Genomic DNA, 19,016 nt, shown 5'->3' on the forward strand with positions numbered 1-19,016 from the left:
CTTACGATCCGCTGTCATACTCGATGCGCGCCGCGGCTGGCAAGCGATCAGCCGCACGTCGATATCCGCATGGAGACGAGAACGATGAGAATTGCCCAGATTGCTCCGCTGACCGAATCGGTGCCGCCGAAGCTCTATGGCGGGACCGAGCGTGTGGTGTCGTACCTGACCGAGGCGCTCGTCGAGCTCGGTCACGAGGTGACGCTCTTCGCCACCGGCGATTCGCAGACCAGCGCCAACCTGGAACCCGTGTGGCCGCGCGCGTTGCGGCTCGACCCGGCGATCCGCGACCGCATCGCGCCGCACATGCTGCTGATGGAACTCGTGCGCCGCCGCGCCGAAGAGTTCGATGTCCTGCACTTTCACATGGACTATTACTCGTTCTCGCTGTTCAAGCGCCAGGACACGCCGTTCGTGACGACAATGCACGGCCGGCTCGATCTGCCCGAGCAGCAGCCCGTATTCGATACGTTCAACACCGCGCCCGTAATCTCCATTTCCGACGCGCAGCGGCATCCGCTGCCGCAGGCGAAATGGGTCAGCACCGTTTATCACGGCTTGCCGGAGAAGCTCTACGTGCCGCAGCCGGTGGAGCAGAAGTATCTGGCGTTCCTCGGACGCATTTCGCCGGAAAAGCGCGTCGATACGGCCATTCGCATCGCGGGCCGATGCGGCTTGCCGATCAAGATTGCCGCCAAGGTCGATTTCGCCGACCACGAGTATTTCGAGCGCGAGATTGCGCCGCTGCTGGAGCTGCCGTATGTCGAGTACGTCGGCGAGATCAACGACAGTCAGAAAGCCGAATTCCTGTCGGGCGCGCACGCGCTCGTGTTTCCGATCGACTGGCCCGAGCCGTTCGGCCTCGTGATGATCGAGGCGATGGCGTGCGGCACGCCGGTCATCGCGTTCAATCGCGGCTCGGTGCCGGAAGTGGTGGACGAGGGCGTGTCTGGCTTCATCGTCGAGGATGAAATCGGTGCGGTGGCCGCGGTGAATCGTCTGCATACGCTGTCGCGCGAGCGCGTGCGCAATCGCTTCGAGGAGCGCTTCACGTCGCATCGCATGGCTCGGCAATATCTGGAGGCGTATCAGTCGGTGGTGCGCGCGCAGAAGCGTGCGCGCTTCAAAGTGATCGATCGCGCGACGACGACCTGACGCGCGACCCGACACGACGCGGGAAAAAACAAAAAACCGCCGTGTGGCGCGACCCGGAAGGTCGCACCACACGGCGGTTTTGCATTCGCCGCGAGGTAAAGCGCGACGCGCTCAGTACTTGATGCGCGACACCTTCGTGCCTTGCAGCGACACGTCGGCCATCAGGCCGGCGTTGGTCAGCACGATGGCCTCGACCGGTTTCGTGGCGGTGGTCGTGTCGATCACGCCGTTTGCGCCCATCTTCACCAACGCCACCGATGCATCCGCGCCCGCCGACCAGCCGTCGGAGTTGCGGAATTTGTCGAGCGCATCCTGCGTCATGAACAGGAAGATCAGCGCCTTCGACTGCGCGCCTGCCTGCAGGCCGAACGAGCCGGACGTCGTGCTGTAGTACCCGACGCTGCTGCCGCCCACACGCAGCGCACCCTTGCCGTATTGCGCGCCGACGATGAAGCCGGCCTGAAGCACCGACGGGAACACCAGCACGCCGCGCGCTTTCGCGACCAGCTCGCGCGAGCCGCCGACGGTGGCATAGAGACGCTGGATCGTGCTGTCGACATCTGCGTCGATGGCGCGGCGGTCATCGGCGGCGCCCGCGGCCGCTTCGCTGCCGGCGTTCCGGTTTGCCGTGCAGCCGGCAAGCGCGAGGCCACCCATTGCCAGCACGGCCGTCGACTTGAGCATGAAGTTTCGTCTTTGCATCATTGTTCTCCATCGTGGAATTTAGGAAACCCCATAAGAGCGGGAGGGTGAGGCACGCCAAGTTATAGCACAGCAAGGTGAAACCGCGAGCCTCGGCCCATGCGCCGAAAGCCTTGTCAGGCTTGGGTCTTCAGGCTCCGCAACATTCGGGCGAACAAGCCGGACCTAGCTTACTCCGAATCCGTCCCCATAAGCGTCAGGCGCGTCGTTAAATTACACAAATCTTTCGAAGCACACATCGTCTGATACAAGGTTAGACGAAGCTTTGACCAAACCGAAATGGAAACGGCGTTTTCGCCCGAAGTGCGGCCCAAGGCGAGCAGAATTTTCGTGACGCTGCCTTTAGGTCGTACGAGAAAACCGCTGAAGGAAGTAGCAACGACCGTACCCGAGGCTCGGTCACGGATGGGTCGTCGTTTTTACTTCGGCGGAGGGCGGCGCGGGCGTGTGTTGCGGCCGGCGCAGCGCGCGCCGGATGCCGCCGATCAGCACGCCGAGCACGAGCAGGAACGCTGCGGGCACGATCCAGTAGCCGACGAACGCATGCCAGAGATAATCGGCGAGCGTCGCCTTGCGATGCGCGTATTCGTTGAGCGCTTCCTGATGCTTCACCTCGGTGGCGGCGATGGCATCTTCGGGACAACCGGCTGCGCGCGCTTCTTCGGACGTGCCGTGGCAGCGCGCCGCGGCGCCGGCCGCGCGTTGGGCATCGGTCAACTCCCAGCTGGCAAGCGACTTCTGGAGATCGACGTTGTTGTACGCCATCTCCTCGCGCACTTCGTTCACCGCGACGATCAGCACCGGCACGAACCAGAACGTGATCGCCACGAGCCACCGCCTGAACCAGCGGTTCTTGTGTCTCCATGCCATCCGATGCCTCCATGCGCGGCTTTTCGCCTCGCTCGAAACGGCGGCGGCCGATGGCGTCTTTCTTGTATTTCGTAAGGGGCCGCCTTCGCGCCATCTTATGAGAAAAAGACGACGGTGCGAATCACTAGCTTGGGTGCAGTGCAATATCGGCCGGTAGGGAGCGTAAATACGCAAGGGGCGCCGCGCGCGAACGGCGCGGCGTGCAGAACGCGAACGCAGGCGAGATCAGCCCTTGTTGCTGAGGCAGCTTTTCATGAAACTCTTGCGGTCGTCGCCTTTCTTGTCGCCTGCTTGGCTGTTGCACGCCGTCATCTTCTGCTGCTGCGTCATCGGCGCGGATGCGGCAGCCGGCGCGGCGGACAGACAGCTCTTCATGAAGGCCTTGCGGTCGTCGCCTTTCTTGTCGCCCGCCTGCTTGTTGCAATCGGTCATCTTGCTTTGCTGACTGTTGGCGGCGAAGGCGACGTTCGCGCCGAGCGTCAGGCTCAGCACGGCGATGAGGGCGGTGGCTCGAATGGTCATGTGACGCTCCCTGATTTGAGTGACGGTTGTTGTTCGACGGCGCGTGTCTGTATCGGCATGTCGCCCGCGCATTATGGCAAACACAATATGAACGGTGTGCGGGATAGGGTGAAATCGGGAGTCGCGGGAACGAGGCTTGCAAACGCCTTTCGTCGCCGGCGATCCGCACGACCGATGCAGCCGACGTATGATCGTGCGATGCATGTCAATGCGAAAGGAGATCGTCCATGTCCACGCCGCTGTCGGATCATTACAAAGGCTTCGAGATCAAGGTTCAGGCATTGAGGCGCGCGAAGGATCGCGACGAGCCGGACGACAGCCCGCGACACTTCGACATAGTCGTGACGATCGCGAAGAGCGCGCACGGCGAAAGCGGCCGCTCGGTGATGTTCGGCGTGCCCGATCAGGAACCGTTCGACAGTCCGATCGACGCGACGCGCGCGGGCATCGACTACGCGCGCGACATCATCGACAACAAGGTCGAAGGGCAGTCGGTCGAAGATCTCTGAGTCTTGTCCGCAGGCAACTAAAAACGCCGTCGAGCAGCCGTTCGACGGCGTTGTCGTATGTGCTGCACTACACGTTAGCCCGATTGACCTCCGGCGCCTGTCCAACGAGAATCGACGGCGAGCAAACGTTCAAACGTGCGCGAAAGGGCGTCGAAGGCATTGGCGCGCGAGCGTCCGGCGCGTTTCGATTGGCGTTGCTCGCGTTCGCTGCATCTCGCAAGACCAACAAACCAGAATAAGCATTGGAGATCCGCATGAACCGAATCATCCGCCGACGCGTCCTCACGGCTGCCGTCGCGCTCGCCGCCTGCACCGCATTGCCGTTCGCGTCGTCATCGGCGTTCGCGCAGCCGGCGGGCAAGCCCAAGGTGGCGCTCGTCATGAAATCGCTCGCCAACGAGTTCTTCCTGACGATGGAAACCGGCGCGAAAGACTATCAGGCGCATAACGCCGGCCAGTTCGACCTGATCACCAACGGCATCAAGGACGAGACCGACACGGCGGCGCAAATCCGCATCGTCGAGCAGATGATCGTCTCGAAGGTCGATGCGCTCGTGATCGCGCCGGCTGATTCGAAGGCGCTCGTGCCGGTCATCAAGAAGGCGGCGGACGCGGGGATCATCGTCGTGAACATCGACAACCGGCTCGATCCGGACGTGCTCAAGTCGAAGGATCTGAACGTGCCGTTCGTCGGACCGGACAACAAGAAGGGCGCGCGTAAGGTCGGCGACTATCTCGCGCCGAAACTGAAGAAGGGCGATGAAGTCGCGATCATCGAAGGCGTGACGACCACGACGAATTCGCAGGCGCGCAGCGCGGGCTTCAAGGAAGCGATGGACGCCGCCGGCATGAAGGTGGTCGCGCTGCAGTCGGGCGAATGGGAAATCGACAAGGGCAACGCGGTCGCGTCGCAGATCCTGAACGCCAATCCGAACGTGAAGGCGCTCCTGTGCGACAACGACAACATGGCGATCGGCGCCGTGTCGGCGATTCGCGCGGCGGGCAAGGCGGGCAAGGTGCAGGTCGTCGGCTTCGACAACATCGGCGCGATCAAGCCGATGCTCAAGGACGGCCGCGTGCTCGCCACGGCCGACCAGTACGCGGCGAAGCAGGCGGTGTTCGGCATCGACGTGGCGTTGAAGGCGATTGCCGGCCACAAGAAGCAGTCGGAGCTTTCGCAGGTCGTGGAAACGCCGGTCGATCTCGTGACGAAGTGAGCCGGCGCGAAGCCTCAAGTTCGCGGCGGGCGTGCCGATAACACACTGACGAGCGCGAAAGGCAGACGGCGCGGGCACGCTCCGCGGCCTTTCGCGCGGGCTTCGCCCAGCCGTGCTGGATCATTCCGAGGATGCACAACCGAGCCTTGAAGCGCCCCATGACCGGACCGAACGATGCGAACGTGCTGACGGTGACGGGCATCGGCAAGACCTATGTCGAGCCGGTGCTGACGGACGTATCGCTCGATCTCGTCGCGGGCGAGGTGCTCGCGCTGACCGGCGAGAACGGCGCGGGCAAGAGCACGCTGTCGAAGATCATCGGCGGGCTGACCGATCCGTCGACCGGCGCGATGACGCTCGCGGGCCAGCCCTACGCGCCGAAGAGCCGCTCGGAGGCCGAATCGCTCGGCGTGCGCATGGTGATGCAGGAGCTGAACCTGCTGCCGACGTTATCGGTGGCGGAGAATCTCTTTCTGAACCGCTTGCCGCGCAAGGGCTTCGGCTGGATCGACCGCAAGCGCCTCGCAGAAGACGCGCGTCACGCGATGGCGCAAGTCGGGCTCGACGCGATCGATCCGGATACGCTCGTCGGCGGTCTCGGCATCGGGCATCAGCAGATGGTGGAAATCGCGCGCAATCTGATCGGCGATTGCCGCGTGCTGATTCTCGACGAGCCGACCGCGATGCTCACCGCGCGCGAAGTCGATCTGCTGTTCGAGCAGGTCGAAAGGCTGAAGGCGCGCGGCGTCGCGCTCGTGTACATCTCGCACCGGCTGGAGGAATTGCGGCGCATCGCCGAGCGCGCGGCAGTGCTGCGCGACGGACGCCTCGTGCATATCGGTCCGATGGACGCGCTCACGAGCGACCGGCTCGTCACGCTGATGGTCGGACGCGAGATCGGCGAGCGCATCGATCTGGGCGAACGGCGGATCGGCGATGTCGCGCTGAAAGTGGAAGGCATGACGCGGCTGCCGGCCGTGCGCGACGTGTCGTTCGAGGTGCGCGCGGGCGAGATTTTCGGCGTGAGCGGGCTGATCGGCGCGGGCCGCACCGAGCTGATGCGGCTCATCTACGGCGCGGATCGCGCGGACGCGGGCACGGTGTCCGTCGCGCGCAAAGGGCAGGCGCTGCGGCGCGTGACGGTGCAATCGCCGTCGGATGCGGTCGAAGAAGGCATCGCGCTCATCACGGAGGATCGCAAGGGCGAGGGCCTGCTGCTCAGCCTGCCGATCGCCGCGAACGTTTCACTGGGCAACGTCGGCGCGGTGGCTCGGCACGGCGTGGTCGACGCGCGCCGGGAAGCGGCGCTCGCGCAACGGCAGATCGACGCGATGCGGATTCGCACGTCGGGGCCGGCGCAGGCCGTGTCGGAACTGTCGGGCGGCAACCAGCAGAAGGTCGTGATCGGCCGGTGGCTCGCGCGCGACTGCTCGGTGCTGCTGTTCGACGAGCCGACGCGCGGCATCGACGTCGGCGCGAAGTTCGACATCTACGGGCTGATGGGCGCGCTCGCTCGCGAAGGACGCGCGCTCGTCGTCGTGTCGAGCGACCTGCGCGAGCTGATGCTGATCTGCGACCGTATCGGCGTGATGTCGGCGGGGCGCATGACGGGCGTGTTCGAGCGCGCGAACTGGACGCAGGACGCGCTGCTCGCGGCGGCGTTCTCGGGTTACGCGAAGCGCGAGGCGATCCTGCACGAGCCCATCGCCCCGGACGCGAAAGCGCCCGAAGACAACGTGGAGCATTGAATGAGCGAAGCGAATCTGCCCGCCGATGCGCCGAAGAGCACGAAAGGCGTCGGCACGCGTCTGGGCATTTCGAATTACCTGGGTCTCGCGGGCGCGCTCGCCGCGATGATCGCGCTGTTTTCGGTGCTGAGCACGCACTTTCTGACGTACGACACGTTCAGCACGATCGCGAACCAGATTCCGGATCTCGTCGTGATGTCGGTCGGCATGACGTTCGTGCTCATCATTGCGAGCATCGATCTGTCGGTCGGCTCGGTGCTGGCGCTGGGCGCGTCGGTGGTGAGCGTGGCCGCGCTGAAGTGGCACTGGCCGGCGTTTCCGGCGGCGCTGATCGGGCTCGCGGCCGCCGCGCTGACGGGCGCCGTGACCGGCCTCGTGACGGTGGCGTGGCGGATTCCGTCGTTCATCGTCTCGCTCGGCGTGCTGGAAGGCGCGCGCGGGCTTGCGTATCAGATGACGAATTCGCGCACGGCGTACATCGGCGATGCGTTCGATTTTTTGTCGAATCCGATCGCGTTCGGCATCTCGCCCGCGTTCCTGATCGCGGTCGCGGTGATGATAATTGCCCATCTGGTCTTGACCCGGACGGTTTTCGGCCGATATCTCGTAGGGATCGGCACGAACGAGGAAGCCGTGCGTCTCGCGGGCGTGAATCCGCGGCCGTACAAGGTGATCGTTTTCGCGCTGATGGGCGCCTTGTCCGGACTCGCGGCGCTCTTTCAGATCTCGCGGCTCGAAGCCGCCGATCCGAACGCCGGCGCGGGGTTGGAACTGCAGGTGATCGCGGCGGTCGTGATCGGCGGAACGAGCCTGATGGGCGGGCGCGGCTCGGTCATCAGCACGTTTTTCGGCGTGTTGATCATCTCCGTGCTGGCGGCGGGACTGGCGCAGATCGGCGCGAACGAGCCGACCAAGCGCATCATTACCGGCGCGGTGATCGTGGTGGCGGTGGTGCTGGATACATACCGCAGCAGGAGAAAGCGGGTTTGATCGAAGGGCGGCGCAGGCGGGCGCTCCGGAACGGGGTGGAGCAACGGCCGGCGACGAGAGAAGGCAGCGGGCGGCAGCGGCGAACGGGGATTCATCGCCGCCGCACACAATGAAGCAGGCAGGGCGCGGGGAAAGCAGAGCGGCGCATGAAAAGTGGTCGCGCCGGACGCCTTACGACCAATAAGAGCAGTTGGACCAAAGCATAGCGAAGGACGATGTATGGCGACGATCAAAGACGTGGCAGCCATTGCCGGGGTGTCGTTTACGACGGTATCCCACGTAGTGAACAATTCGCGGCCGGTTTCGGCCGACGTGCGGGCGAAAGTCGAGCGGGCGATCCGTGAGCTCGACTACGTGCCGTCGGCGGTCGCGCGCTCGCTGAAGGCGCGCTCGACGGCGACCATCGGCCTGCTCGTGCCGAACGCGACGAATCCGTATTTCGCCGAGCTCGCGCGCGGCGTCGAGGACGGCTGCGCGAAGAACGGCTATTGCGTGTTCTTCTGCAACTCCGACGACGATCCCGCGAAGCAGCGCAACTACCTGCGCGTGCTGCAGGAAAAGCGCATCGACGGGCTCGTGATTGCATCGGCGGGCGAGGATTCGGTGCTCGCGCAATGCCTCGCGGGCGCGCGCGAGCCGCTCGTGATCGTCGACCGCAATATCGAGGGGCTGCAATCGGACCTCGTGCAGATCGACCACGAAAAGGGCGCGTATCTCGCGACGCGGCATCTGCTGCAGCTCGGGCATTCGAAGATCGGCTGCATCACAGGCCCCGTCGCGACCGCCGTTTCCGCGATGCGCCTGCACGGCTTCATCCGCGCGATGGCCGAGCGCGGCATGGAAATCGCGCCGAACGCGATCCAGCAGAGCGACTTTTCCGCGACGGGCGGTTACGCGGCGGCCTCGCTCCTGCTCGACAACATGAAGCCGACGGCGATCTTCGCGTGCAACGACATGATGGGCATCGGCGCGCTGCGTGCGGCGGCGGAGCGTCACATCAACGTGCCGACGGACTGCTCGATCATCGGTTTCGACGATGTCGAGCTGTCGCGCTACACCTATCCGGCCTTGTCGACGGTGGGGCAATCGGTGCGTGCGCTCGGCGAAATGGCCGCGCAGACGCTGATCGAGCGCATCACCGGCAAGCTGACGGGCACGACGCGCCGCCGCGTGGTGCCGCCGCGCCTCGTGCGCCGCGAATCGACCGCGGTAGTGCCCGAGTCGCGCGGCGCGAAGGCGTAACGACCGCGGTGCAGTAAAGGAACCAAAGGAAACGAGATGGGCGACAGTGCCAAGACCGGCCGCGTGACCGTGGTCGGCAGCCTCAACATGGATCTCGTCGCGCGCGCGCCGCGCCTGCCGCGACCGGGGGAAACGCTCGCCGGACACGCGTTCGCGCAGATGCCGGGCGGCAAGGGCAGCAATCAGGCGGTCGCCGCGGCGCGCCTGGGCGCGCATGTCGCGATGATCGGCTGCGTCGGCGCCGATACGAACGGCGCCACGCTCAGAGGCAGCCTCGAAGCGGAAGGCATCGACTGCACGGCGCTCGCGACCAGCGCCAGCGCGCCGACGGGCGTCGCGCTCATCGTCGTCGACGATGCGAGCCAGAACGCGATCGTCATCGTCGCGGGCAGCAACGCCGAAGTCACGCCCGCGCGCATCGAAGCGCAGGAGGCGCTCATCGCGCGCGCCGACGTCATCGTGTGCCAGCTCGAAACGCCGCCGGACGCCGTGCGCGCCGCGCTCGCCGCCGGCCGTCGCCTGAAGCGCACGACGATCCTGAATCCCGCGCCCGCGGCGCGCAAATTGCCGCCGGACTGGTTCCCGCTGATCGACTATCTGATTCCGAACGAACTCGAAGCCGCGACGCTCTCCGGGGTCGCCATCGAAACGCCCGACGACGCGCGCCGCGCCGCGCAGGCGCTCAAGGCGAAAGGCGCGCGCAACGTCATCGTGACGCTCGGCGCGCAAGGCGTGCTGGCTTTGCTCGACGGCGCGGACGACGAAGGCGTTCATCTGCCGTCGCCGCGCGTCGAAGCGGTCGATACGACCGCCGCCGGCGACACGTTCATCGGCGGCTTCTCGGCGGAACTCGCACGCGGCGCGGCGGCAATAGACGCAATCGCGTTCGGCCAGCGCGCGGCGGCAATCGCGGTGACGCGCGAGGGCGCGCAACCATCGATTCCGCACCGCAGCGAAATTTCAGCATAACTTTTCAATATTCATTGAAAACACGGCGCGTCTGACGCGCCGTTTTCTTTTCATACGAAACAAATTCCTCAAGTGCCGACACATTCGCGCCGTTTACATCGATAGCGGTCGCGCGATGTCCAGCGCGCACGCTGCCACGCAACGACGACTCCGCTCGCGAGCGACATCAGGGAAAAATTCAATGAAAACAGCTTTGACGATCAAGGCGCGCCTCGGCATCTCGATGGCGTTTCTGGGGGCACTGCTCATCGCGATCGGCGCGTTGGGGCTCACCGGCATGAGCCATTCGAATCGCGCGTTTCAAGACACCTATTCGGTGCAGATGCCCGCGGCGATCGCCGTCGGCAACGCGGAAATGTATGCGGCGCGCGAGCGTCTCGTGTTCGATCGCGCGGCGCTGCTCGCCGGCACGCCGGAGGTGGCGGCCACGGTCGAGCGCGCGCGCATGATGCGCGAACGCGCGGACGGCTACTGGAAGCAATACCTGGCGCTGCCGCAAGCGCCGGAAGAAAAGCGCCTCGCCGACGCTGCTCAGGACCGGCGCCTCGCGCTGCAGGGCATCGTCGACAAGGGCGTCGCGGCGGTCTTGGCGAACGATCACGACGCCATCATCGCGAACGCCAAGGCGATGCAGGCGACGTACAACGAACTCGCCAACGCCAACGACGCGCTGCGCAAGCATCTGACCGAAGCATCCGCGAGAAGCTATGAGGAGACGCAGGACCGCTTCGGATGGTTCCGCGCGCTGAGCTTCGGCGCGATCGCGCTCGGCATCGCCGCGGCCGCGTTCGCGTGGCTGTCGCTCAGGCGCGCCATCGCGCGGCCGCTCGAAGCGGCGCTCGGTCATTTCGAATCGATCGCCGCGGGCGATCTGCGCCGCGAGGTCGCCATCACGTCGCGCGACGAAATGGGCCAGTTGCTCGAAGGTCTCGCCAAGATGCGCGCGAGCCTGCTGACGACCGTCCGCACGGTGCGCTCGGGCAGCGAATCGATCGCGTCGGCGACGCAGCAGATCGCCGCGGGCAATACCGATCTGTCGTCGCGCACGGAAGAACAGGCGTCGGCGCTGCAGGAAACCGCGTCGAGCATGGAAGAGCTGACCGGCACCGTCCGCCAGAACGCCGACAACGCGCGGCAGGCGAGCGCACTCGCGGCGAACGCGTCGGAAATCGCCGGCAAGGGCAGCGCGGTCGTCACGCAGGTCGTCGACACGATGCGCGAGATCAACGGCAGTTCGTCGAAGATCGCGGACATCATCACGATCATCGAGGGCATTGCGTTCCAGACCAACATTCTGGCGCTCAACGCGGCCGTCGAAGCGGCGCGCGCGGGCGAAGAAGGGCGCGGCTTCGCGGTCGTCGCGGGCGAAGTGCGCAGTCTGGCGCAACGCTCGTCGGCGGCGGCGAAGGAAATCAAGGAACTCATCGACACGTCCGTCGCGCGCGTGCAGACGGGCACGACGCTCGTCGACGAAGCCGGCCGCACGATGAGCGAGATCATCGGCGCGGTGCAGCGCGTGACCGACATCATGGGCGAGATCGCGGCGGCGTCGGAGGAACAGTCGAGCGGCATCGAGCAGGTGTCGCGCGCCGTCACGCAGATGGACGAAGTCACGCAGCAGAACGCGGCGCTCGTCGAGGAAGCGGCGGCCGCCGCGCAGTCGCTCGAAGATCAGGCCGGGCGGCTGCGGCAGGCGGTGGCGGTGTTCCAGGTCGCGGACGGCGCGGCGCTTGCTGCTGTTCCGGCAGCATCCACGATGGCGGCGAAAATTGCACCGCGCGCAACGATGCCTGCGCGCGTTGCCTTGAAGCCGGCGAGGCGCGCACCGGCCGCGCCGTCGCCCGCGCCGAAAGCGTCCGCCACGACGGAGGCAAGCGGCGACTGGGAGACTTTCTGAGCGCGACAGACGGCGCTTAAGGCCCGAATGCGCGCGCGCGACCAACGTCGATCCGGTAACCCGTACACTGGTGGGTGCCTCACCGCTCACACGAGGATATCGACATGACCGGATCGACACTCGCCGCGAAGCTCGCGGACGCCCGCCGCCGGCATCAGCTGATCGACACGCTGGCGCCGGCCGACATACCTGCGGATGCGCCCACCGCCTACGCGATCCAGCACGAGATGCTGAGAGAGTCGGATGCGCGCATCGGCGCCTGGAAGATCGGCGCGCGCGCACCCGACGCGCTCGCCACGGGCGCGCCCATCGACGCCGCGCTCGTCCATGTTTCGCCCGCGCGCCTACCTTTTCAATCGTTTTTCCGCGTGCTCGTGGAACTCGAAGTCGCGTTCCGCTTTTCCTATGCGCTGCCCGCGCGACCCGACCCTTACACACGCGAGGAAGTGTTCGACGCGATCGGCGGCATCGCGGTCGCGCTCGAAGTCGTCGACAGCCGTTTCGCTCAATGGCCCAATCTCGATCCGCTGGCCCAGCTCGCGGATTCGCAGAACAACGGCGCGCTCGTCGTATCGGGCATGGAACCTTACGACGTCGTCGCGCCGGGCTTCGACTTTCTGACGCCGCGACTGGAATTCACCCTCGACGGCGTGTCGATCGCACCGGCCGCGCTCGGCAATCCCGCGGGCGATCCGCGCGAATTGCTGCCGTGGCTCGTCAACCATTGTTCTCGCATGGGTTTGACGGTCGAGCCGTTCTGGACCATTACAACAGGTTCCTATACGGGCGCGTATCGCGTCGATGGACCGGGCATGCTGCATGGTGCGATCGATCGCATCGGCGAACTGGAATTGGTGCTCGCTTGATGTTCGGATGCGCCGCACCGGGAACGATTATTGATGATGTCGCACGCGCATCGTCTTTATCGGATGCGTGCATCTCTTGAGCGCTTGTCCACGTAACCAAGGATGTGAGGCGCGCGTCGCATTGGCGGACGGAAGCAGTAGATAAGTAGCGAAGAGCGCGGGGAAGCGAACAGGCAGGGACCATGTCGCGCAAGAGGATAGCGACATTGGGATGAACATTGTAGGTGAACGAAAATAGCGCACCAAGCTAGGAATTCTTCGAAGCAAATGAACAACGCAAGTGCGTGAAAAAAAATTCGAAAGGGTTTAGGATGATTTCAAGCGATGTCGTTTCGATTACGCGCGTTGCGCACGGCATAGCTTTCTGACTTCGGCGAGGAGGTAGCATGGATATCTACAGCAGTTTCGCGACGCGCTTCGAAAAAACTCGCGAGGAGGAATTCTCGCTCGAAGAGTATCTCGCGCTCTGCAAAGAAGATCCTGCCACATATGCAACAGCGGGCGAACGCATGTTGACGGCCATCGGGGAACCGGAGATGGTCGACACTCGGCTCGACCCGCGTTTATCGCGTGTGTTTGCAAACAAGGTCATCAAGGTGTATCCGGCATTCCGCGAGTTCTACGGAATGGAGGAAGTGATCGAGAACGTCGTGTCCTACTTCCGGCACGCGGCGCAGGGTCTCGAAGAGAAGAAGCAGATCCTTTATCTGCTGGGTCCGGTGGGCGGCGGCAAGTCGTCGATCGCCGAACGACTCAAGCAGCTCATGGAGCGTGTGCCGTTCTATTCGCTGAAGGGCTCGCCCGTCAACGAATCGCCACTCGGCCTTTTCGATTACGACGAAGACGGTCCGGTGCTCGAAGAGCAATACGGCATTCCGCGCCGCTATCTCAAGAGCATTCTCTCGCCGTGGGCGGTGAAGCGCCTGCACGAGTACAACGGCGACATCCGCAAATTCCGCGTCGTGCGCCGCTATCCGTCGATTCTTCGTCAGATCGGCATTGCGAAGACCGAGCCTGGTGATGAGAACAATCAGGACATCTCGTCGCTCGTCGGCAAGGTGGACATCCGCAAGCTCGAAACGTATTCGCAGGACGACGCCGATGCCTACAGCTATTCCGGCGGCCTGTGCCTCGCCAATCAGGGCTTGCTGGAATTCGTCGAGATGTTCAAGGCGCCGATCAAGGTGCTGCACCCGCTGCTGACCGCGACCCAGGAAGGCAACTTCAAGGGCACGGAAGGCTTCGGCGCGATTCCGTTCGACGGCGTCATCCTCGCGCACTCGAACGAGTCTGAGTGGAAGGCGTTCCGCAACAACAAGAACAACGAAGCACTGCTCGATCGTATCTTCGTCGTGAAGGTGCCGTACTGCCTGCGCTACGGCGAAGAGATCAAGATCTACGAGAAGCTGCTGCGCAATTCGTCCCTCGCCGAGGCGGTCTGCGCACCGGGCACGCTCAAGATGATGGCGCAGATGGCCGTGCTCACGCGTCTGCACGAACCGGAGAACTCGAGCCTCTTCTCGAAGATGCAGGTCTACGACGGTGAGAACCTGAAGGACACGGACCCGAAAGCGAAGTCGTATCAGGAGTATCGCGATTACGCGGGTGTCGATGAAGGCATGACGGGCGTGTCCACGCGTTTCGCGTTCAAGATCCTGTCGCGTGTCTTCAACTTCGATTCGAGCGAGGTCGCGGCGAATCCGGTGCATCTCATGTACGTGCTCGAACAGCAGATCGAGCGCGAGCAGTTCCCGCCGGAAACGGAGCAGAAGTATCTGTCGTTCATCAAGGACGTGCTCGCTTCGCGCTATGCCGAGTTCATCGGCAAGGAGATTCAGACCGCTTATCTGGAGTCGTATTCGGAGTATGGACAAAACATCTTTGACCGCTATGTGACGTATGCGGACTTCTGGATTCAGGATCAGGAGTTCCGCGATCACGACACCGGCGAGAGCTTCGACCGCGCGGCATTGAACGCCGAGTTGGAGAAGATCGAGAAGCCCGCGGGCATCAGCAACCCGAAGGACTTCCGCAACGAGATCGTGAACTTCGTGTTGCGCGCTCGTGCGGCCAATGGCGGCAAGAACCCCGCGTGGATCAGCTATGAGAAGCTGCGTGTGGTGATCGAGAAGAAGATGTTCTCCAACACGGAAGAACTTCTGCCGGTGATTTCGTTCAACGCGAAAGGATCGGCCGAAGAGCAACGCAAGCACGAAGACTTCGTCAATCGCATGGTCGCCAAGGGTTATACGCCGAAGCAGGTCCGGCTCCTGTGCGACTGGTATCTGCGCGTGCGCAAGTCGTCGTGATGTAAGCAAGGCAAGACGGGAGCCGGCGCTCGAAGCGCCTGGCTCCGGTCCCGCGCAAAGCGATAGTCAGGAAGTCCCGGCGGTCCGGGCGCGTGGATTGCAACCGGACCGCACAGTGGACAGTTTGCGAGACGAAAGACGCTGCGATCAGTCGAAGCTTCGCGCAGCGCCTCACAACCTCGCCAATAACGCGGGAGACTGGATGTGCTGCACCAAATCATCGACCGCAGGTTAGCCGGCAAGAACAAGAGCATCGCCAATCGCGAGCGCTTCCTGCGACGCGTCAAGAGTTACATTCGCCGCGCCGTTTCCGACGCGGTGCGCGATCGCAGCATCAAAGACATTCAAAGCACTCAGAGCATCACCATTCCCAAGAAGGACATCTCCGAGCCCTCGTTCCGTCACGGACCGGGCGGCAAGCGCGAGTACGTTCATCCGGGCAATGCGGATTACATTCGCGGTGACAAGATTCCGCGCCCGCCGGGCGGCGCGGGCGGCGGCGGCAAGAGCGCGAGCAACGAAGGCGAAGGGCAGGACGACTTCGTTTTCGAGCTCTCGCGCGAAGAGTTCATGCAGTACTTCTTCGACGATCTCGAACTGCCGCGCCTCGTCAAGACGCAACTGCTCGCCGTGCCGACGTGGAAGAACGTGCGCGCGGGCTGGGCGGCGGAAGGCACGCCCAACAATATCGACGTGGTGAGATCGCTGCGCTCCGCGCTTGGACGGCGCATCGCGCTCGGCTGGCCGCTTGCATCGCAACTGCGTGAGATGGAGCGCCAGCTCGAACAACTGAAGGAAGAGAACGGCGATCCCGAAGACATCGCCCGGCTCGAAGCGGATATTGTCATCATGCAGGGCCGGATCACGCGCATTCCGTTCATCGATCCGTTCGACCTGCGCTATATCAATCGCGTGAAGCAGCCGACGCCGTCGAGCAAGGCCGTGATGTTCTGCCTGATGGACGTCTCCGGTTCGATGGACGAGCAACGCAAGGATTTGTCCAAGCGCTTCTTCATCCTTTTGTATCTGTTCCTGCAGCGGAACTACGAGAAGATCGAAGTCGTGTTCATCCGGCACCATACGCGCGCGGAAGAAGTGGACGAAGACACGTTCTTCCATTCGACGGAAAGCGGCGGCACGGTTGTGTCGAGCGCGCTCGAACTCATGAAGAAGATCATGGACGAGCGTTATTCGCCGACTGAATGGAACATTTACGGCGCGCAGGCATCGGACGGCGACAACTGGACGGACGACTCGCCCAAGTGCCGCAAGCTGCTCGCGGAAGACATCCTGCCGAAGGTCCGGTATTTTGCCTATATTCAAGTTGCGCCGGAGGAGCAGAATCTCTGGTTGGAGTATGCTCAGCTTGCGATGGGCGCGCCTGAACTCGCCATGAAGAAAGTCGATTCGGCGGCGGACATCTATCCGGTGTTCCGCGAGCTGTTCGAAAAGCAGCAGGCGGCCGCATGACGACGCGGCATTTGCACAACGAGACGCGTGGGTATCAGCTGGAAGGCACGGACGATCGTGTGGATTCCCAGCTCGAATCAGAGGCCAGGCAACGCAAGGCGTCCGCGAAAGCAGACGGCGCGCACGAGGAAGGCAGAATGAATGTATCGGAGAAGCGGCGACCGCTGCCGTGCCCGTCGGACTGGAGCGTCGAACTGATCGAGGAGTACGACGCCGAGATATCGCGCGTCGCGAACCGTTATGGTCTCGACACCTATCCGATCCAACTGGAAATCATCAGCTCCGAGCAGATGATGGATGCGTATGCGTCCGTCGGCATGCCGGTGAATTATCGCCACTGGTCGTTCGGCAAGCACTTTCTTGCGACCGAGAAAGGCTATCGGCGCGGGCAGATGGGGCTCGCGTATGAGATCGTTATCAACTCGAATCCCTGCATCGCGTATCTCATGGAAGAGAACACCATGACGATGCAGGCACTCGTGATTGCGCACGCCGCGTACGGGCACAACTCCTTTTTCAAGGGCAATTATCTTTTCCGCCTGTGGACGGACGCGCACGCGATCATCGATTACCTCGTCTATGCGAAGAATTACATCGCGGAGTGCGAGGAGCGTTACGGGCTGGATCGCGTCGAGGAACTGCTCGATTCGTGCCACGCGCTGATGAATTACGGCGTCGATCGCTATAAGCGGCCGCAGAAACTGTCGCTGGCGAAGGAAGCGGCGATGCGCCGCGAGCGCGAAGCGTATCTGCAATCGCAGGTCAACGAACTGTGGCGCACGCTGCCCAAGGGCAAGGAGCCGTCGCCCGAGGAAACCGAGAGCCGGTATCCGCCGGAGCCGCAGGAGAATCTGCTGTATTTCGCGGAGAAGAATGCGCCGTTGCTTGAGCCGTGGGAGCGGGAAGTGATCCGCATCGTGCGCAAGATCGGGCAATATTTTTATCCGCAGCGGCAGACGCAAGTCATGAACGAAGGCTGGGCCACGTTCTGGCATTACACATTGCTGAACACGCTCTATAACGAAGGCCGTCTCGAAGACAGCTTCATGATGGAGTTTCTGCATTCGCATTCGAATGTGGTGTATCAGCCGCCGGTGACGAAGCCGTATTACAGCGGCATCAATCCGTACGCGCTCGGCTTTTCGATGATGAGCGACATTCGCCGCATCTGCGAAAACCCGACGGACGAGGATCGCGAATGGTTCCCGGAACTCGCGGGAAGCGACTGGCTGGAATCGCTGCATTATGCGATGCGCAACTTCAAGGACGAGAGCTTTATCGCGCAGTATCTGTCGCCGCATCTGATCCGGGAAATGCGTCTGTTCTCGATTCTCGATGACGATATGCGCGATGCGCTGGAAGTGTCGGCCATTCATGACGACAGCGGATATCGTTACGTGCGTCAGGCGCTGTCGCGGCAATACGATATTCATCATCGGGAGCCGAACATTCAGGTTTATTCGGTGAACACGCGTGGGGATCGCAGCCTGACGCTGCGGCATTTCATGACGGATAACCGCCATCTCGCGAACGATAGCGACGAAGTGCTCAAGCACATGGCGCGCTTGTGGCAATTCGACGTTTATCTGGAAAGCGTCGATGAAAACGGAACGGTGAGGAAGCGGTTCGAATGCCGGTATACGGCGCCGAGTACGCGCTGACACTACCTCCGACAGTTATCTGAACAACGCGCGCCGTCTTGAAAGGACGGCGCGTTTTTTTTTGCTCAGACGCGTCGCTTCGCATGGATCGCAGTCAGCCACGAATTAAGAGGATTCGTCTAAACAATCTGCGCTACATGACTGAGAATTGTCCGCAGGAGGATCGAACCATGGCGGACAATTCAGCACCCAGTTTTGATAAATGGCGCGACGGAATAAGTGCAGCGGTTGGGGATGATAGATGGAACAGTTGGGACAATGAAGTTCAGCTGGCGGTCAGCGAATTCAATCATCACCTGATCGGAAACGCGGGATATCGACCGCTCGATTGGCGGATCATCAAGGCAATGACATGGGTCGAATCCGGCGCCAACAGTTCCGAATGGAAAAAGAAGCCGATGCAAATAGGTGTAGCAGGAGATCCGGGGCTGTCAGCGCTGCTCTCTGCCAAGGAAGGTGGAGACTTGATTCTGCCGCCAGCATGGAAGTCCCGCCTCACGGTCGCGTCGGTCAGAGCAGACCCCCTTCATAACATTCGGGCGGGAGTGGGTTATCTGCTCATGCGTTCGGCAAGATTCGAGTACCGAAGTGTGCTGGACGGCGATTCCAGAACGTTCGATGTAACCGTCAAGGGTGGCGATAGCCTCGAAAAGATCGCAAAGGCGCAGGGGAGTACGGTCGATGTGCTCAAAAGCCTGAATCCGGCAGCGAATATCCTGCGCTCGGGTCAAATCTTAAAGTGCCGAAAGGCATCGATCGGACAAGTCATCACTGGCTGGCGACCGATAAACTCAGCCATGATTGCGAATCGCTATAACGGCGGTGGGGACAGCGAGTACGCAAAAAAATTCGACTACGTCTGGACCATTATTGCGCGATGAAGAATGAG

General features: G+C 62.8%; 16 protein-coding genes. 13 read left to right on the forward strand and 3 right to left on the reverse strand.

Annotated elements, in window-relative coordinates:
* Positions 1-84: 84 nt before the first annotated feature.
* The gene (locus LDZ23_RS06995; RefSeq protein WP_008349671.1) at positions 85-1,155 is read left to right on the forward strand and encodes a glycosyltransferase family 4 protein; all 1,071 of its coding nucleotides are present in this window, start codon (positions 85-87) and stop codon (positions 1,153-1,155) included.
* A gap of 111 nt (positions 1,156-1,266) precedes the next feature.
* On the opposite strand, the gene LDZ23_RS07000 is transcribed toward LDZ23_RS06995, so the two are convergent.
* The 3 genes from LDZ23_RS07000 to LDZ23_RS07010 all read right to left on the reverse strand — a co-directional run bounded on the left by LDZ23_RS07000 (position 1,267) and on the right by LDZ23_RS07010 (position 3,249).
* Positions 1,267-1,857 (reverse strand): BPSL1445 family SYLF domain-containing lipoprotein, encoded by a 591-nt coding sequence (locus LDZ23_RS07000; protein ID WP_008349670.1) that lies wholly within the window; start codon positions 1,855-1,857, stop codon positions 1,267-1,269.
* Between the two features lie 399 nt (positions 1,858-2,256).
* On the reverse strand, positions 2,257-2,727 hold the full coding sequence (locus LDZ23_RS07005) for a hypothetical protein (protein WP_244808084.1): 471 nt from the start codon (positions 2,725-2,727) through the stop codon (positions 2,257-2,259).
* Positions 2,728-2,952: 225 nt separating this feature from the next.
* Positions 2,953-3,249 carry a PsiF family protein gene (locus tag LDZ23_RS07010; protein WP_008349666.1) on the reverse strand — a complete coding sequence of 99 codons (297 nt, stop codon included), beginning with the start codon at positions 3,247-3,249 and terminating at the stop codon, positions 2,953-2,955.
* A 227-nt stretch (positions 3,250-3,476) separates the two neighbouring features.
* Here LDZ23_RS07010 and LDZ23_RS07015 point away from each other — a divergent pair, with 227 nt between their 5' ends.
* The 12 genes from LDZ23_RS07015 (at position 3,477) to LDZ23_RS07070 (ending at position 19,008) form a co-directional block, all read left to right on the forward strand.
* Positions 3,477-3,758, forward strand: coding sequence for a hypothetical protein (locus LDZ23_RS07015; RefSeq protein ID WP_008349664.1), 282 nt, complete (start codon positions 3,477-3,479; stop codon positions 3,756-3,758).
* 254 nt (positions 3,759-4,012) lie between these two features.
* Positions 4,013-4,975, forward strand: coding sequence for a sugar ABC transporter substrate-binding protein (locus tag LDZ23_RS07020; protein WP_008349661.1), 963 nt, complete (start codon positions 4,013-4,015; stop codon positions 4,973-4,975).
* Positions 4,976-5,133: 158 nt separating this feature from the next.
* Positions 5,134-6,723 carry a sugar ABC transporter ATP-binding protein gene (locus tag LDZ23_RS07025; protein ID WP_008349659.1) on the forward strand — a complete coding sequence of 530 codons (1,590 nt, stop codon included), beginning with the start codon at positions 5,134-5,136 and terminating at the stop codon, positions 6,721-6,723.
* The gene (locus tag LDZ23_RS07030; RefSeq protein ID WP_008349658.1) at positions 6,724-7,713 is read left to right on the forward strand and encodes an ABC transporter permease; all 990 of its coding nucleotides are present in this window, start codon (positions 6,724-6,726) and stop codon (positions 7,711-7,713) included. It abuts the gene before it with no gap.
* Between the two features lie 219 nt (positions 7,714-7,932).
* The gene (locus tag LDZ23_RS07035; RefSeq protein WP_008349655.1) at positions 7,933-8,955 is read left to right on the forward strand and encodes a LacI family DNA-binding transcriptional regulator; all 1,023 of its coding nucleotides are present in this window, start codon (positions 7,933-7,935) and stop codon (positions 8,953-8,955) included.
* Between the two features lie 36 nt (positions 8,956-8,991).
* Entirely contained in the window at positions 8,992-9,924 is a 933-nt protein-coding gene (gene rbsK / locus LDZ23_RS07040) for a ribokinase (protein ID WP_244808085.1), read from the forward strand.
* 181 nt (positions 9,925-10,105) lie between these two features.
* Positions 10,106-11,821 (forward strand): methyl-accepting chemotaxis protein, encoded by a 1,716-nt coding sequence (locus tag LDZ23_RS07045; RefSeq protein ID WP_244808086.1) that lies wholly within the window; start codon positions 10,106-10,108, stop codon positions 11,819-11,821.
* Positions 11,822-11,925: 104 nt separating this feature from the next.
* A complete protein-coding gene (locus tag LDZ23_RS07050; RefSeq protein WP_175982894.1) occupies positions 11,926-12,687 on the forward strand; it encodes a hydratase in 762 nt (253 codons plus the stop codon).
* Positions 12,688-13,073: 386 nt separating this feature from the next.
* Entirely contained in the window at positions 13,074-14,996 is a 1,923-nt protein-coding gene (locus LDZ23_RS07055) for a PrkA family serine protein kinase (RefSeq protein WP_008349646.1), read from the forward strand.
* Between the two features lie 204 nt (positions 14,997-15,200).
* On the forward strand, positions 15,201-16,466 hold the full coding sequence (locus LDZ23_RS07060; RefSeq protein ID WP_008349643.1) for a YeaH/YhbH family protein: 1,266 nt from the start codon (positions 15,201-15,203) through the stop codon (positions 16,464-16,466).
* Positions 16,463-18,127, forward strand: coding sequence for a SpoVR family protein (locus LDZ23_RS07065; RefSeq protein WP_008349642.1), 1,665 nt, complete (start codon positions 16,463-16,465; stop codon positions 18,125-18,127). The genes LDZ23_RS07060 and LDZ23_RS07065 overlap by 4 nt, the downstream gene beginning before the upstream one ends.
* Before the next feature lie 170 nt (positions 18,128-18,297).
* A complete protein-coding gene (locus LDZ23_RS07070; protein ID WP_034473394.1) occupies positions 18,298-19,008 on the forward strand; it encodes a LysM peptidoglycan-binding domain-containing protein in 711 nt (236 codons plus the stop codon).
* The last annotated feature ends 8 nt before the right edge of the window (positions 19,009-19,016 follow it).

The sequence above is a fragment of the Caballeronia zhejiangensis genome (genome assembly GCF_022879815.1).
GTDB lineage: Bacteria > Pseudomonadota > Gammaproteobacteria > Burkholderiales > Burkholderiaceae > Caballeronia > Caballeronia zhejiangensis.